The 12,887-nt window shown below is 62.3% G+C and carries 17 protein-coding genes; 8 read left to right on the forward strand and 9 right to left on the reverse strand.

Annotated elements, in window-relative coordinates; genetic code table 11:
• Nucleotides 1-708 precede the first annotated feature (708 nt).
• Nucleotides 709-1,035, forward strand: a complete 327-nt coding sequence (locus tag EV560_RS05585) for a hypothetical protein (protein WP_131854762.1) — start codon at nucleotides 709-711, stop codon at nucleotides 1,033-1,035.
• Between the two features lie 336 nt (nucleotides 1,036-1,371).
• Here EV560_RS05585 and EV560_RS05590 read toward each other — a convergent pair whose 3' ends face one another.
• The 8 genes from EV560_RS05590 to EV560_RS05635 form a co-directional block, all read right to left on the reverse strand.
• Nucleotides 1,372-1,755, reverse strand: a complete 384-nt coding sequence (locus EV560_RS05590; protein WP_131854763.1) for a hypothetical protein — start codon at nucleotides 1,753-1,755, stop codon at nucleotides 1,372-1,374.
• The gene (locus EV560_RS05595) at nucleotides 1,745-2,206 is read right to left on the reverse strand and encodes a hypothetical protein (protein ID WP_131854764.1); all 462 of its coding nucleotides are present in this window, start codon (nucleotides 2,204-2,206) and stop codon (nucleotides 1,745-1,747) included. Before EV560_RS05595 ends, EV560_RS05590 begins: the two co-directional genes overlap by 11 nt.
• A 9-nt stretch (nucleotides 2,207-2,215) precedes the next feature.
• A complete protein-coding gene (locus tag EV560_RS05600; RefSeq protein ID WP_131854765.1) occupies nucleotides 2,216-2,503 on the reverse strand; it encodes a Pam3-gp28 family putative phage holin in 288 nt (95 codons plus the stop codon).
• Nucleotides 2,504-2,538: 35 nt separating this feature from the next.
• Nucleotides 2,539-2,901, reverse strand: a complete 363-nt coding sequence (locus EV560_RS05605) for a hypothetical protein (RefSeq protein WP_131854766.1) — start codon at nucleotides 2,899-2,901, stop codon at nucleotides 2,539-2,541.
• A gap of 311 nt (nucleotides 2,902-3,212) precedes the next feature.
• The gene (locus EV560_RS36275) at nucleotides 3,213-4,013 is read right to left on the reverse strand and encodes a peptidoglycan recognition protein family protein (protein ID WP_248311914.1); all 801 of its coding nucleotides are present in this window, start codon (nucleotides 4,011-4,013) and stop codon (nucleotides 3,213-3,215) included.
• Between the two features lie 905 nt (nucleotides 4,014-4,918).
• Nucleotides 4,919-5,416, reverse strand: coding sequence for an Hsp20/alpha crystallin family protein (locus tag EV560_RS05625; RefSeq protein WP_131854767.1), 498 nt, complete (start codon nucleotides 5,414-5,416; stop codon nucleotides 4,919-4,921).
• A gap of 23 nt (nucleotides 5,417-5,439) precedes the next feature.
• Complete coding sequence (locus EV560_RS05630) at nucleotides 5,440-5,844, reverse strand: Hsp20/alpha crystallin family protein (RefSeq protein WP_131854768.1); 405 nt, start codon at nucleotides 5,842-5,844, stop codon at nucleotides 5,440-5,442.
• A gap of 11 nt (nucleotides 5,845-5,855) precedes the next feature.
• A complete protein-coding gene (locus EV560_RS05635) occupies nucleotides 5,856-6,290 on the reverse strand; it encodes an Hsp20/alpha crystallin family protein (protein WP_165923342.1) in 435 nt (144 codons plus the stop codon).
• A 1,081-nt stretch (nucleotides 6,291-7,371) separates the two neighbouring features.
• Here EV560_RS05635 and EV560_RS05640 point away from each other — a divergent pair.
• A complete protein-coding gene (locus tag EV560_RS05640; protein ID WP_131854770.1) occupies nucleotides 7,372-7,665 on the forward strand; it encodes a DUF982 domain-containing protein in 294 nt (97 codons plus the stop codon).
• Between the two features lie 37 nt (nucleotides 7,666-7,702).
• On the opposite strand, the gene EV560_RS05645 is transcribed toward EV560_RS05640, so the two are convergent.
• Complete coding sequence (locus EV560_RS05645) at nucleotides 7,703-7,972, reverse strand: usg protein (protein WP_131854771.1); 270 nt, start codon at nucleotides 7,970-7,972, stop codon at nucleotides 7,703-7,705.
• A 262-nt stretch (nucleotides 7,973-8,234) separates the two neighbouring features.
• On the opposite strand from EV560_RS05645, the gene groES reads away from it, so the two are divergent.
• The 6 genes from groES to EV560_RS05675 all read left to right on the forward strand — a co-directional run bounded on the left by groES (nucleotide 8,235) and on the right by EV560_RS05675 (nucleotide 12,468).
• A complete protein-coding gene (gene groES / locus EV560_RS05650) occupies nucleotides 8,235-8,549 on the forward strand; it encodes a co-chaperone GroES (protein ID WP_131854772.1) in 315 nt (104 codons plus the stop codon).
• A gap of 56 nt (nucleotides 8,550-8,605) precedes the next feature.
• Nucleotides 8,606-10,231, forward strand: a complete 1,626-nt coding sequence (gene groL, locus EV560_RS05655; RefSeq protein WP_131854773.1) for a chaperonin GroEL — start codon at nucleotides 8,606-8,608, stop codon at nucleotides 10,229-10,231.
• Between the two features lie 147 nt (nucleotides 10,232-10,378).
• On the forward strand, nucleotides 10,379-11,476 hold the full coding sequence (locus EV560_RS05660; protein ID WP_131854774.1) for a glycosyltransferase family 4 protein: 1,098 nt from the start codon (nucleotides 10,379-10,381) through the stop codon (nucleotides 11,474-11,476).
• A gap of 13 nt (nucleotides 11,477-11,489) precedes the next feature.
• On the forward strand, nucleotides 11,490-11,714 hold the full coding sequence (locus tag EV560_RS05665; RefSeq protein ID WP_131854775.1) for a hypothetical protein: 225 nt from the start codon (nucleotides 11,490-11,492) through the stop codon (nucleotides 11,712-11,714).
• Between the two features lie 14 nt (nucleotides 11,715-11,728).
• Complete coding sequence (locus EV560_RS05670) at nucleotides 11,729-11,935, forward strand: glycogen debranching N-terminal domain-containing protein (RefSeq protein WP_131854776.1); 207 nt, start codon at nucleotides 11,729-11,731, stop codon at nucleotides 11,933-11,935.
• Between the two features lie 191 nt (nucleotides 11,936-12,126).
• The gene (locus EV560_RS05675) at nucleotides 12,127-12,468 is read left to right on the forward strand and encodes a hypothetical protein (protein ID WP_131854777.1); all 342 of its coding nucleotides are present in this window, start codon (nucleotides 12,127-12,129) and stop codon (nucleotides 12,466-12,468) included.
• Nucleotides 12,469-12,887: the final 419 nt, after the last annotated feature.

Consider the following 12,887-nt stretch of genomic DNA (forward strand, 5'->3'; position numbering starts at 1 on the left):
GGACGGATCGGAGAAATTGAAACTTGAGCCGCCGGACCCGGATGCGGCATTGCTGATAGCTGCTGCGCTGATCACAGCGGTTGGCGCTTTCTGTATTGTCCAGTTCGCCCCGTTCTAGCGACGCGGTACGAGCCGCTGACGATCGGTAGGCGTCAGTGCCTCGTGAGTTCCGCGGGTCTCCAAAGCCGCAGTTCGAATAGTGGATCGGCGTCTGCGACCGTCCACGGCTCGATTTTGTCTCCCCATGGCGAAATCAAGTGGTCCAAATATCCGAACGAGCCGCCCTTTTCATAGAAGCAGCATACCGTCCAGCCATTCCTGCCGGCGAATTCGACCATGCGGGCGCGTCTCCCGTATCGGGCGGGAGGACCGGCGCTCGCGGCGATTTCTGAATAATAATGCTGCATTTCCTTACCAACTCAGGTGGAATTTAACATCAAACAACGTGTTCATCATTAGATTTCGAAGTTTTCATATGCAGCAGAATGAGTAATTTTACATATAGCTTCTTCTAAAATTACATTGAGGCGAAGCTCGTGGGGCCGCTTATCACTTCGGCCATTTTCCGTGCCGACACACAGCTCCGGGCGGCTCATCTCGTCGACGCTGCTGCATCGAATTCGGTATCGCGGTCAGTGAAATCGGACCTCTTGCCGAGCCTCGATGGCGACCTAAATCTCCGCCGTTCGAATATGCCTGGAGAGAAGGATGAACGACTATTCGGATCAGCAACGAGGTGCGGTCGAGCGTCAGGAGGAGGACGGAACCCAGCGGTACAAGAAACTGCTTGCTGACGAGAAGAACACCATTTTCGGGGTCAAGGACGCCATACTAGCAGTCATGCTCCGGGAAGGAGCGGCGACTTGGCAGTCTGTCGAAGCCCATCTCAGCGGGGAGTGCTACAGGGCGCAGGGAGAGCTCACCCGCTTTAGGCTGGAAGCGACCCTTAATCATGTACGCCGGCTTTCCCGCAAGCCCGGCGATCCGGAAGATGGTTTGGGCGAAACAAAAGAAGTCCCCGCCAGCCGAAGCTGACGGGGCCGGAAGTTCATGGTGATGCAAGGGACCACCCAATAAACGCGCCAGCCCACTGTGTTCCTAGCGCAAAAGCCCCGTCGCGCCGAAGCGAGACGGGGCCGAAATCTAAGGGTGTCGAGGTGCGCCGCCGGGTGCGCGCGGGCTTGAGCCGTTCGGAGATAGGGGTAGGAACACCGAAGCAGTGCCCGACGCCCCCGGCGACGCCTTGGCAGCCTATCCGAGATTGGGTGGGCGCCAAACAAAAAAGGCCGGCCGCCCAAAAGGACGACCGGCCAAGTCTAAGGAGGAAACGCCCAAGGAGGGCGGCTATTGCCGAGGGTTAGCCCGGCAATCTCAGGGGGGCTTTCGCCGGCGATGGATGGGCGCCCGCTTCGGCCCGAGCTCGCGCAACATCTGCTGCGCCATGATCTCGGCCCTCCGTACGATCTCCTCTTCCTTTTCTTCGTCCTGGGCGCACTCGAGCAGGAGGTCGCGGATCGCTTCCAACGCGACGGCGATCCGCTCGTTCACCGCAGCGGTCTTTTCCTGCGCGGCTGCGATCGCGCGGAACGGCCCCATGTCGGCGATGGTGCCGCCGGCGACGACGACATCGGCCGCGCTCGGCTGCGGCGGAGCCTTCCGCTCCTTGAGGTACTTCGCCGCCGCCAGCCAGGCAGCGACTATGCCCACGCCGATGGTGGCCGCGACGTTTTCGACGGTCAGCGAGCTAAGGTCCATCATCCCGGGCCTTGTCCATCTTGGCGGCGTCTGACGCGGCAGCGACCACGTTCATGAGGTCGAGCACGAGCAGGCCGGGATAGACGGCAAGGCCAGTCGTCGTCGTCTCGGCGGCCAGGAGGCCGAAGGTGATCTGGAGCCAGAGGAAGCACGATAGGAACGACGCCACCATGCGCACGTGCGGCGACCAGCGACCGTACCAGGTGTCATGGAACGTGCCGTTGACGATCAGAGCCGCGAAGCGGAACACGCCGGTCGCGATCGCCCAGGCCGCCCATGTGCCCTCGCTGGCGAGTGCGGCCATCTGCGCCCACGACACCGACCGCGCGAACGTCTCATCCGGCCCGAACAGGATCCAGCCCCAAACGACCATGATCCCGGCGAGCACCCATTCGGAGCGCCGCGCCGGGAAGTGATCGGGGATGCCGCGATAGACGCGCAGGATGACCATCGCCCTGCCCTACCTCGCGACCTGAACGGTCGGGTCTGCGACCTGCTCCTTGATCGCCTGCCCCGCGTCGGTCGGCTTCAGCTTGACGTCGATCCCCTCAGGCAGCGCCGCGGCCGACGCGACCAAGCCGGCCTTGCGCCGGATGTACAGACTGTAGCCGGTTGTGAGCAGCGTCATGGTCGCGCCCACAATCATCTGCATTGATCCGTCGTCCATATAGCCGCGCGTCACCAGCGCCGCTCCGGCGGTCTGGAGGAGCGTGCGGACGAGGCTCCAGAACTGCTCCATCGTGAACATGATGCTCTCCTTGATGATCTTCGTTGCGCAGAAGCTCAGCCGCCGGCGCGGGCCGCCGCGATGGCGGCGTAGGCGTTGGCCAAGGCGACGAGCGCCTCGCTGACATCCCGCGGCGGGGCGGCGCAGAAGGTCGCGACGGCGATCCGTGCGTCCTGGGCGGCCTGCTGGACCTTCGAAGGCGAAAGCAGGTCGACCGCGAGCGCGGCGGTCTGCACGGTCGCGCATTGCTCCGCGAGCTTGGCGCTGACCTTCTCGATCTTCGGGTCGATCGTGGTCTCGCCGACGATCGCGCCGACGCCGGCGGCGATCTGGCCCCAGGCGCCGGGGTTGTTGATGCTTTGGCAGCCGGCGAGCGCCAGCGCGCCCAGGGCGACGAGCGCCAGGACGAAACGGTTCATGGTGATGCTCCAGATTGTGGATGCGGCTGGCCCGGCCGCTGCGGGAACCGGAACCACTCATCCGCGTAATTGCTGCGGAGAGAGCGGCTATGGGATTCGGTACCGAGTTTGAATGCAGCAGTTGCGGCTCGCCGGCGGTGACCCTGCCGACAAAACTCTCGGATATCGCGATGGTCCGCTGCGCCGCGTGTCACGCGGAGATCGGGACTTGGTACGATTTCAAGAAGGGGATCTGCGGTACGCTGAGGCGCCTGGGTGTGGGCCTGAGCGCCGACCCAATCATGCTACCTCATGAACAGATATCGGCCCGGTCAGAGGACCGTTTGAACCTGGCGCCGGAGCAAGTCTCCACACGCGGCCGCGCCGACGACCGAAGGGTCGAACGCTAGCCGCGCAATGTCCCACTTGCCTTTTTGCTTGATGCCGAGATTGGCCTGGACCTCGGCATGCGAGAGCACGGTCTTGGGCGTGACCGGAATGCCGTAGCGCCGGCAGAGATCCGCGATGACGGCTGGGAGAGCGTTGCACTGCACCTTCGTCATCGGCGCACTGCCCCGCTTGAAGGGGCTCTCGACCGCGCCGGCCATGCAACAGAGCGAGACTCCGATCGAGCCCGTGTTGCAGTTGAGCGTGTGCGCGGCGTAGCCGGTCTTCGCGCCCCGCGCGTCGTTCAGAGCAATGGAGGGGATGCCGCGGACGAGCTTCCCATCACTCTCGACGAGGATATGATAGTGGCTGCGGTCGAGACCTGACGCCGTATGGTTGCCGGCGGTCCAGTGGACTATGAGGCGGTTCATCTGGGCCGCTGGCATCCAGTCGAGCGGCACGATGCGCTGGCCGCCGCCCCCGCCGCTCCCAGGGTCATTGCTTCCGGGCACAACCTGAACCGGTCCGCCCTTGGCTAGCACTGCCTTGGCCAGAGCTGCGGCGGTAAGTGGCCCCACAACGCCGTCCGGCTTGAGCCCCGCGGCGCGCTGGAACGCGACCACGGCCGCGGTCGTCTTCTTGCCCGGCAGCCCGTCAACAGGCCCCGGGATCATAAACACCAACATCGGGGTCGAGATCGTGAGTGAGAGCGGGCGGTGCACGATGCCCCGCTTGCCGCGAAACACTAAGAAAAGAACTCGATGAGCTCCCGGCTGACGTCCGGCCACGAGCGCCAGGCTTGCGTATCCGCCAGAAGGAGTCGGCGCCCTGCAGAAAATCTGGTTGGGCAGGCCCGTGAGCGTCCCGACGTGCCTTCGACCACGGTTGCAGAAGTCACGCCTGATACCGACCCCATCTTCTTCGTCGTCTAGTTTCTCGAGGTGGAGGAGCTCCTCGCGTGCCCCTTTGAGCCAGATGATGAGTTCGTTGAGCTTGACCTGTATCGCTCAGCGGCGCCGGGAAGCGCGCGGCCAGGAGCAGCCGGCCGATGCCGCCGATCGCAGCGGGAGACCGCTCGTAGCCGATGATCAGGAAGGTCTCGCTCTGGACGCCTTGATCTTCACCCATTCGCCAACGCGCCCGGAGCGATAGCGCGGGTTTGGCTTTTTGCGATGATGCTTTCGAGGCCCAGCGTGCAGGCCTGCTCAGGCAGCTCGGCGCCCGGACGGTCTGTATCCTCGCTCACGCTGATGCCTGCCTTCGCCTCGGGAGGGTGGGGATAGGGGCGACCGGTGCGATAATCCGCTACGGTGCACGTGCACGTGACCATAAGCAGTGGATGACAGTCTCGACCTGCGCGCGGCTAACGAAATGACCCCGCCAGTATGACCTAGCGGGGCATAGTCTCCTGATGTGGGACTGGCATTCCCGTCGCAGAACGCCGACGTCTCCGACATGTTCCAAATCAAAAGGCCCACCGTTCCTATTCGTAACGGTAGGCCAGGTCGTGGGATCTTAGGGGAATGCCATTTCAAACGCCGCACCGGAAGACTTATTCAGCCACGGCTCCTGCGAGGATGGGGCCTTCAAAGCACTCCGGGGCGGTTCGCTGCCGCGGCGGATCAATGTCCAACGCAGACTTGCTGCCCCTTCAGTTCGCCTTCACTTCGACTTTCCTTCCCCGCGACAACTCATTTTGTGTCTTTGGAAGTGTCACGATCAGGACGCCGTTCCTGAATTCGGCCTTAGCCTTCTCGGTGTCGACGCCCGCCGGCAAGGAGATCGAGCGGTAGAACGATCCGTAAGCGCGTTCAGATAGGTGATAGCCCCTCTTGCTGACGTCGTGTTCGATCCTCTTCTCGCCTTTGATGATGAGTGTATTGTCCGTGAGCGAAACATCGACCTCCTTCTGATCGATCCCCGGAAGTTCGACCGAGACTTCCAGTGCGCTTTCCGTCTCGACCATATCAGCTTTCGGCCCGTCGGAAGCCCGTGCGAGACCTGAGAACGGCTGATCGAACCGTTTCCAGAAATCCTCGAATATGCGGTTCACATCGCGCTGCAGTAAGAAGACCGGATTATCCTCATCCCGCTTCGCGATTTCGCTTCCTTTATTATTGCCCCATGGAATCAGGTCTCTGATTTGCATCGTCAACCTCCGCTTGTCACTAGCTAAGCCATCTTGAGTTGAATCTTTCGGGCCTTAGCGGGCGCCGCTTTTGGCAGTACCAGACGCAAGACGCCGTTCTTTTGCGACGCTTCGATGCCGTCCCGATCGATGTCCTCGGACAGTGTAAAGACGCGCTCGTAGTCGCCCAGCCCATATTCGGCATAGACCTGGCGATAGGTCTGATGCGGCCGTTCGGTGGCGTAGCCGCTGATAGCCAGGGTCCGCTTCTCTAACGTGATGTCGACTCCATCCGGCGCAACACCCGGCATGTCGACCAGCAAGACGACGTTATCCTGCGTCTCGTATATGTCGACCCGCGGCACAACGACCGGCCGCGCGCGTGTCCGTTCGCCGCCATCAAGCTTGTTTGGGACCAGGTAGTCTCGCCTCTCCACCTCCTGAGCCATGTTCGCCTCCTTTAACTATTGATCTGGATCTTCTTCGGCCGATCCGCCTCAGGCCGGTGCAGCTCGATTTCGAGCAACCCGTTGGCAAACCGCGTTTCGACGCGCTCAGGATCGACGCGGAACGGCAACTGCACCGTACGCGAGAAGCTTCCGTAGGCGCGCTCGCGCCGATGCCAGACGGACTTCTCGTCCTCCGTCCGCGGTTCGCGCGTGCCCTGCAATGTCAGCGTGTTCTCGCGCACCGTAAGATCGACGTCCTCGGGCACGATCCCAGGCAACTCCGCAGTTACCGCCACACTGTCTCCCCCGATCCAGAGATTGATCGGTGGAAACTCTCGACCGGCGCCCGCGCTCAGTCCGGCGAGCCGCTGGTTCATCTCCTCCTGCATGCGCCGCATTTCCAGAAACGGGTCGAACCCGAAGCGGCCAAAGTCCGATAACAGCATTTGAACCTCCATCGCTTCATGACCTGGCATGACACCTCGCGCGCACGCGCGCTCCGGAGGCGTGTATCGGTCAGTGGCAAGCGAGATGAAGCGATCCGGTCCAAGTCCGAGCCGGTCGATCGCATGAGCTCGCGAAACGCGAGTAGGAGGGGTTCGAGCAAACACCGGACCACATCCTCCTTACGAAGCGACATGAGCCGAACTCGGTCCACTCGTGAGTCGGACCGTCGTTCCCGCGCCAGGATCCGATAGCGGCATCCGGCGACAACGAATTAGGAAGGGCAAAAATGCGTTTCAAGGGGTGATCGATCGCTTGAAGCCGGCGTCATGCGCTTGCAGCCTCAGGCGGGCAACCTCACATCTCTGGCCGTCGAGAATGCAGAGGAAAAATGCGGTTCTCATCACTGGATGCGAATGATCTTGCTCGGGCGCAGGCCGCTCTAGAGACCGCGTGGCGTGCCGTCGACTTGGCGGGCATCGCCGAGGATGAAGATGACTTGGCGCTTCGTGCCCGTCACAGTTAACGGCATCCTTCGCACAGAGGTTCGGGCGGGCCGGCGAACGAGAGTCCGCGAGCACCGCGATCTGCCTTCAAATCTACTACACGGGCCTCTTGAACCAAGCCGGCATATTCCCAGATTTCCGTCGCGAAGCTCTTCGCGCTGAAAGGAGTCATTGGGAGAGCCTGAGATGCCAAAGCCGAATGTTCCAGTTCCGTTTGCCTCAACCGCATGCGGCGACGCGACGATCGCGATCGGTTACTGCGGCCGAGCTGCTTTTATCGAAGGCCGCGCGATGTCCTCGAGGATTGGTCTTTAACCCCGGGAGAGAAACGAGCGATCTTGTCCTCCTGGGCCTCCGATGCCTGCGCGGTCACCTCATGCCCGCAGCTGAGGCATCCTGATTTTGCCGCCGAGCCGGTCTCATTCGACGAGGTCATGGACGCGCTTATCGCACTCGATCGTGGTGACCGCCCAGATCGTGAGGTCGCGAGCCTGTCGCGCGGCACCGAGACTCTGTCAGCCTGATCGGGAGGACATGGTGATGACAACAATCCACTGCTTGGCCGGGGAGCATCACGATGGAGCTCGATGAGTTCAAGCGTCCCATCATCGTGCTGACCGCCTTCGGGCGACCCACGGTGATCTCGTCCGCGATGGAAGCTTACGTCTTCTTGGCGGATTGGCCCGCGGGACGGCGTGATCCAGCCCACAGCTTTGCCATGAAGGCCTGTCGTGCGGCCGTGCGCGGCGACATCGAGGCGGAGACGGCACGCGGCGTTTTCGCAGCCTTCGCCGAGAAGCAAGATATCCTGGCTCCGGATATCGCACTTGTTTCGCGCGGGCCTCGAGCGGCCCCGCAGAATTTCGCGTGAGTCCGATCGGCAAGCAGCCCGCCGGGCTCTTGCCACTCTATTGCAAGTGGAACTCGCCGTTGAGAGCGCTGAGATCGGCTGGTCCGATCAAGTCCCGGTGCGTCACAGTGATGCGAAAGAGCTTGCCGTCGAGCTCGGCTTTCCAGAAGGCGAGGAACTTGTTGAGCTCGGGAAAGCGAGGAGCGAGATCGTAATCCTGCCAGACATATTCCTGCAGGATCGAAGGGTGGTCCGGCAGGCGGTAGAGGATGCCGGCGGTGGTCAATCCGTAGCCCGCGAGTTGGCGGGCGAAGTCTGTCGAAGCCATTCCATTCAGCTCCCTGATTTCACTGCGCCTATGGCAGCGGCTTTCCAACGCCCTGGCAAGATGAAAAGTTGCATTCCTGCTGCCTTATCAGGCTGTTAGCACTCGATCAAAAAAAGTGCTGCCGAGCCCCTTGAAGGCAAAATCGGGCGACCCAAATCATCGCGCGGGCACGGCGCCTCTGGGGCGCGCGGACACTAGCCGCGAGACCCGAACAGGGCCGACCCGCTTTGACATGTGACCGACATGGAAACCGGAGGAACTCATGAAGTTTCGGCCACTGCATGACCGCGTCGTCGTGAAGCGCATCGACGCCGAGGAGAAGACCAAAGGGGGAATCATCATTCCCGACACCGCCAAGGAGAAGCCGCAGGAGGGCGAGGTCGTGGCCGTCGGCCCCGGCAACCGCGACGAGGAGGGCAAGCTCATCGCGCTCGACGTCAAGGTCGGCGACCGCATCCTGTTTGGCAAATGGAGCGGTACCGAGGTTAAGATCGACGGCGAGGATCTCCTGATCATGAAGGAGAGCGACATCATGGGCGTGGTCGAGGCGACCGCGACCCTGAAGCAGGCCGCCTGAGGGGGCCCATCCCAACCCATCTAACTGAAACCTCAAGTCTGAAGGAGTGAGGAATCATGGCTGCGAAGGACGTGAAGTTTTCGCAGGACGCGCGCGAGCGGATGCTGCGCGGCGTCGATACGTTGGCGAACGCCGTCAAGGTCACGCTCGGTCCGAAGGGCCGCAACGTCGTGATCGAGAAGTCGTTCGGCGCCCCGCGCATCACCAAGGACGGCGTCACCGTCGCCAAGGAGATCGAGCTCTCCGACAAGTTCGAGAACATGGGCGCCCAGATGGTGCGCGAGGTGGCCTCGAAACAGAACGACGCCGCCGGCGACGGCACCACGACCGCCACGGTCCTGGCGCAGGCCATCGTCCGCGAGGGGGCCAAGGCTGTGGCCGCCGGCATCAACCCGATGGACCTCAAGCGCGGCATCGATCTTGCCATCGATGCGGTCACCAAGTCGCTCGGCGAGCATTCGAAGAAGATCACCGGCTCGGAGGAAGTCGCGCAGGTCGGCACCATCTCGGCCAACGGCGACCGCACGATCGGCGAGATGATCGCCGAAGCGATGAAGAAGGTCGGCAACGAGGGCGTCATCACCGTCGAGGAGGCCAAGACCGCCGAGACCGAGCTCGACGTCGTCGAGGGCATGCAGTTCGACCGCGGCTATCTCTCGCCCTATTTCGTGACCAACTCCGAAAAGATGATTGCGGAGCTGGAGGATCCCTACATCCTGATCCACGAGAAGAAGCTGTCGGGTCTGCAAAGCATGTTGCCGCTGCTGGAGGCCGTCGTGCAGACCGGCAAGCCGCTGCTCATCATCGCCGAGGATGTCGAGGGCGAGGCGCTCGCCACGCTCGTCGTCAATAAGCTCCGGGGTGGCCTCAAGATCGCTGCCGTCAAGGCGCCTGGCTTCGGCGACCGCCGCAAGGCCATGCTCGAAGACATCGCGATCCTGACCGGCGGCACCGCCGTCAGCGAGGACCTCGGCATCAAGCTCGAAAACGTCACGCTGCAGATGCTCGGTCGCGCCAAGAAAGTGCGCATCGAGAAGGAGAACACCACCATCGTCGATGGTGCTGGCTCCAAGCAGGAGATCACGGCGCGGGTTTCGCAGATCAAGGCGCAGATCGAGGAGACCACTTCGGACTACGATCGTGAGAAGCTGCAGGAGCGTCTGGCCAAACTCGCTGGTGGCGTCGCGGTGATCCGCGTCGGCGGCGCAACCGAAGTCGAGGTCAAGGAGAAGAAGGACCGCGTCGACGATGCCCTGAACGCCACCCGCGCGGCGGTCGAAGAAGGCATCCTGCCGGGCGGCGGCGTCGCCCTGTTGCGTGCGGTCAAGGCACTGGAGGGCCTGACGCCCGCCAATGATGACCAGAAGACTGGCATCGAGATCGTCCGCAAGGCGATCACGGCTCCCGCCCGCCAAATTGTCGACAACGCCGGCGATGACGGCGCGGTCGTCATCGGCAAGCTGCTCGAGGCCGCGGATTACAACCATGGCTACGATGCCCAGAAGGGCACTTATGGCGATCTGGTCAAGGCCGGTATCATCGACCCGACAAAGGTCGTGCGCACGGCAATCCAGGATGCGGCTTCGGTCGCGGGCCTCTTGATCACCACCGAGGCGATGGTCGCCGAGCTGCCGAAGAAGGAAGCGGCCCCCGCGCTCCCGGCTGGCGGCATGGACTATTGATAGCGGCTTGAGGCCCGGAGCCGCTCCGGGCCTCATTTTTCTATTCTGCCTCTGCCGTGTCCTTCGGGAACGGCGGTTCAGCCGCGCGGGCCTCGCGGCCGCGCGCTTTCATTGTCGACGCTTCGCTCTCACGAGGAGGTTTTGCTGATGAAAATCGCCCAGATTGCCCCGCTCGCCGAACGCTGCCCGCCCAGGCTTTATGGTGGCACCGAGCGCATTGTCTCCTACCTGACCGAGGAGCTTGTCCGACAGGGCCATGAGGTCACGTTGTTTGCCAGCGGCGATTCGAAAACCGCGGCGCGGCTGGTCCGCTGCTCCGACATGGCGCTGAGGTTGAACCCGGCGGTGAAGGATCACTTGCCCTACCACATCATGATGCTGGACGAAGTCCGCCAGCGGGCCGAGGAGTTTGACATCCTCCATTTCCACACCGATCTTCTGCATTATCCACTCATCCGCGACATTGCCGATCGCACCGTGACGACACTGCACGGGCGGCTCGACCTTCCCGATTTAAAGTGCCTCTACGCGGCCTTCCCGGAGATTCCGCTGGTCTCGATCTCACGCGACCAGCGCCGCCCCCTGCCTCGACACCTCAACTGGGCGGGCAATGTCGCGCACGGCCTGCCACGCGATCTTCTACCGCTCACGGCCAGGCCAAAAGGGGACTATCTCGCCTTTCTCGGCCGCATCTCGCCGGAGAAACGCCCGGATCGAGCCATCGAGATCGCGGCGCATGCGGGGATGAAGCTCAAGATCGCCGCCAAGGTCGATAGGGTCGATCAAACCTATTGGGACGATACGATCGCGCGGCTGATCGCCTCGCATCCCAATGTCGAGTTCGTCGGCGAGATCGACGAGGAGCAGAAGGCCGATTTCCTCGGCAATGCCCGCGCCTTGCTGTTCCCGATCGACTGGCCCGAGCCCTTTGGCCTCGTCATGATCGAGGCCATGGCTTGCGGCACGCCCGTGATCGCCTTCCGCAGCGGTTCGGTGCCGGAAGTGATCGATGACGGGGTGTCCGGCTTCATCGTGGAATCCGTCACAGATGCCGCCGACGCAGTCTCTCGTCTGGATCAGCTCGACCGTGGTAAAGTGCGGGCGACCTTCGAGAAGCGTTTCACGGTCGAGCGCATGACGCAGGAGTATACTGCGATCTACAGCGGCTTACCGGGCGTCCGCGCCGCGGCGACGTCCATCCGGCGACGCCGTGGCGGCGAGCTTGGTCTGCAGGCGGTAGCTTAGGGCTGTTCTGGAGATGCCATCAATCCGCGCTGAAGTTGTACCGCATGCGCTCGCGCCCGCGGGGCTTTTGGTTCAATTCTTCATTCTTGCCATGGCTTCGCTCCAAGAGCGCAGGCTGCGCACTAATGCATGGCGCTACTTTGCCGCTTTCGATCACAACGACGACGTGCTCTCACCCCGCATTCCGGAGGGCATCTTCCACCATGACGCCCGGCATCTGTCAGCCACGCAGCTGTGATCTCACCAATCCGGATGTGTACGACGACGCCGACGGGCGCGCTCGAGCATGACTTCATGCACTTGTGCCGGTCGCTTTCTCTGGGCCGCGACCTGCTTCGCGCCTGTCGTCGGGAACTAGGGCGGCGCATTTCGATCGAGATCGCCTTCGAGGCCGACTTTGCCGATCTTTTCGAGGCGCGCGGCGCGAGCGTCGCGGCGAAAGGTATCCTCCCGAGCTGAAATCAGACCGGGTTGAATCGACGTTCATCCCGTCTCCAGGCGTCTCAAACCGCGAATTACTTGGATCGTTGCTTTGACCAAACGAGACGACGAATAGAGTCGTTGACGGCCTTGAACCGCTTGTCGGGCGAACCAAATACTTCTCAACTGCTCTTCGCAGTGAGGAAAGGAGATAACCGGAGAGCTCCATCATGAAGCAGCCAGCGAATGCCACCGCTTTCACGAAAACCCCATTTCGCGATGAGCCAATTGATCGGCTCTTGCATCCCGACCGGTTCTACGAACGCCCCGGGGACATTTTACGGGATGAACATCTGAGTCTTGCGGAGAAGCGCGCGCTTCTTTCATCCTGGGCGTCGGACTCATGCGTTGTCGAATCTTGCCCCGCGCTACGCCACCCGCTCTTCGCCACTGATCCAGTGACGTTCGACGAGGTGATGGATGCTCTACTGGCTCTCGATCGTCTCCCTCGTTCCAGCGTTGAATTGCGCTCGGGCCGCAACGGCGCTGGCGACGACAAATTGTCTGCTTGAGAGCGAGGCGGCATGATGTCGATCGATTACATGGACAGGCGAGCTCGGTTCGGCAACGGCAATCACACGGTCGATCGGGCGATTGCGACAGGAATGCTCTTCGCCTCGGCAGCGCTTATCCTGGCTGTCGTACTCAGCTGAGCAGCGATACATGCATTACCAATCGTCTCATCAAGTGGGCCGACGCCCGATTTGGGGGTCGGCTCTGTCTCACCCTGTGCAGCGAGTCCCAGCATGGTGATCCGACAGGCGCAATCCGGACACCGCACCGCTAGGCTCGACGCACGCTCAAATTTTCTGACCGTGATCGGAAGAGTTGCCGGATAGCCGAAACGGATGAGGTCGTCGCGTCTCGGCTTCCTCGCGCAAGCCCTTGAACGAGGCGTGTCGCAGCTGGGGCTCATCCGTAAAGACCGCGG

Origin of the sequence: Allobosea sp. BK604 (assembly GCF_004341515.1) — a bacterium.
Taxonomy (GTDB): domain Bacteria; phylum Pseudomonadota; class Alphaproteobacteria; order Rhizobiales; family Beijerinckiaceae; genus Allobosea.

Coding starts and splice junctions, on each gene's coding strand:
- EV560_RS05590 (WP_131854763.1), bottom strand. CDS start 1,755: ATGGACCTTAGCTCGCTGACCGTCGAAAACGTCGCGGCCACCATCGGC.
- EV560_RS05595 (WP_131854764.1), bottom strand. CDS start 2,206: ATGGTCATCCTGCGCGTCTATCGCGGCATCCCCGATCACTTCCCGGCG.
- EV560_RS05645 (WP_131854771.1), bottom strand. CDS start 7,972: ATGGCTTCGACAGACTTCGCCCGCCAACTCGCGGGCTACGGATTGACC.
- EV560_RS05630 (WP_131854768.1), bottom strand. CDS start 5,844: ATGGCTCAGGAGGTGGAGAGGCGAGACTACCTGGTCCCAAACAAGCTT.
- EV560_RS05660 (WP_131854774.1), top strand. CDS start 10,379: ATGAAAATCGCCCAGATTGCCCCGCTCGCCGAACGCTGCCCGCCCAGG.
- groES (WP_131854772.1), top strand. CDS start 8,235: ATGAAGTTTCGGCCACTGCATGACCGCGTCGTCGTGAAGCGCATCGAC.
- EV560_RS05635 (WP_165923342.1), bottom strand. CDS start 6,290: ATGCTGTTATCGGACTTTGGCCGCTTCGGGTTCGACCCGTTTCTGGAA.
- EV560_RS05665 (WP_131854775.1), top strand. CDS start 11,490: ATGCCATCAATCCGCGCTGAAGTTGTACCGCATGCGCTCGCGCCCGCG.
- EV560_RS05600 (WP_131854765.1), bottom strand. CDS start 2,503: ATGTTCACGATGGAGCAGTTCTGGAGCCTCGTCCGCACGCTCCTCCAG.
- EV560_RS05675 (WP_131854777.1), top strand. CDS start 12,127: ATGAAGCAGCCAGCGAATGCCACCGCTTTCACGAAAACCCCATTTCGC.
- EV560_RS05585 (WP_131854762.1), top strand. CDS start 709: ATGAACGACTATTCGGATCAGCAACGAGGTGCGGTCGAGCGTCAGGAG.
- EV560_RS05670 (WP_131854776.1), top strand. CDS start 11,729: ATGTGTACGACGACGCCGACGGGCGCGCTCGAGCATGACTTCATGCAC.
- EV560_RS05625 (WP_131854767.1), bottom strand. CDS start 5,416: ATGCAAATCAGAGACCTGATTCCATGGGGCAATAATAAAGGAAGCGAA.
- EV560_RS05640 (WP_131854770.1), top strand. CDS start 7,372: ATGGAGCTCGATGAGTTCAAGCGTCCCATCATCGTGCTGACCGCCTTC.
- EV560_RS05605 (WP_131854766.1), bottom strand. CDS start 2,901: ATGAACCGTTTCGTCCTGGCGCTCGTCGCCCTGGGCGCGCTGGCGCTC.
- groL (WP_131854773.1), top strand. CDS start 8,606: ATGGCTGCGAAGGACGTGAAGTTTTCGCAGGACGCGCGCGAGCGGATG.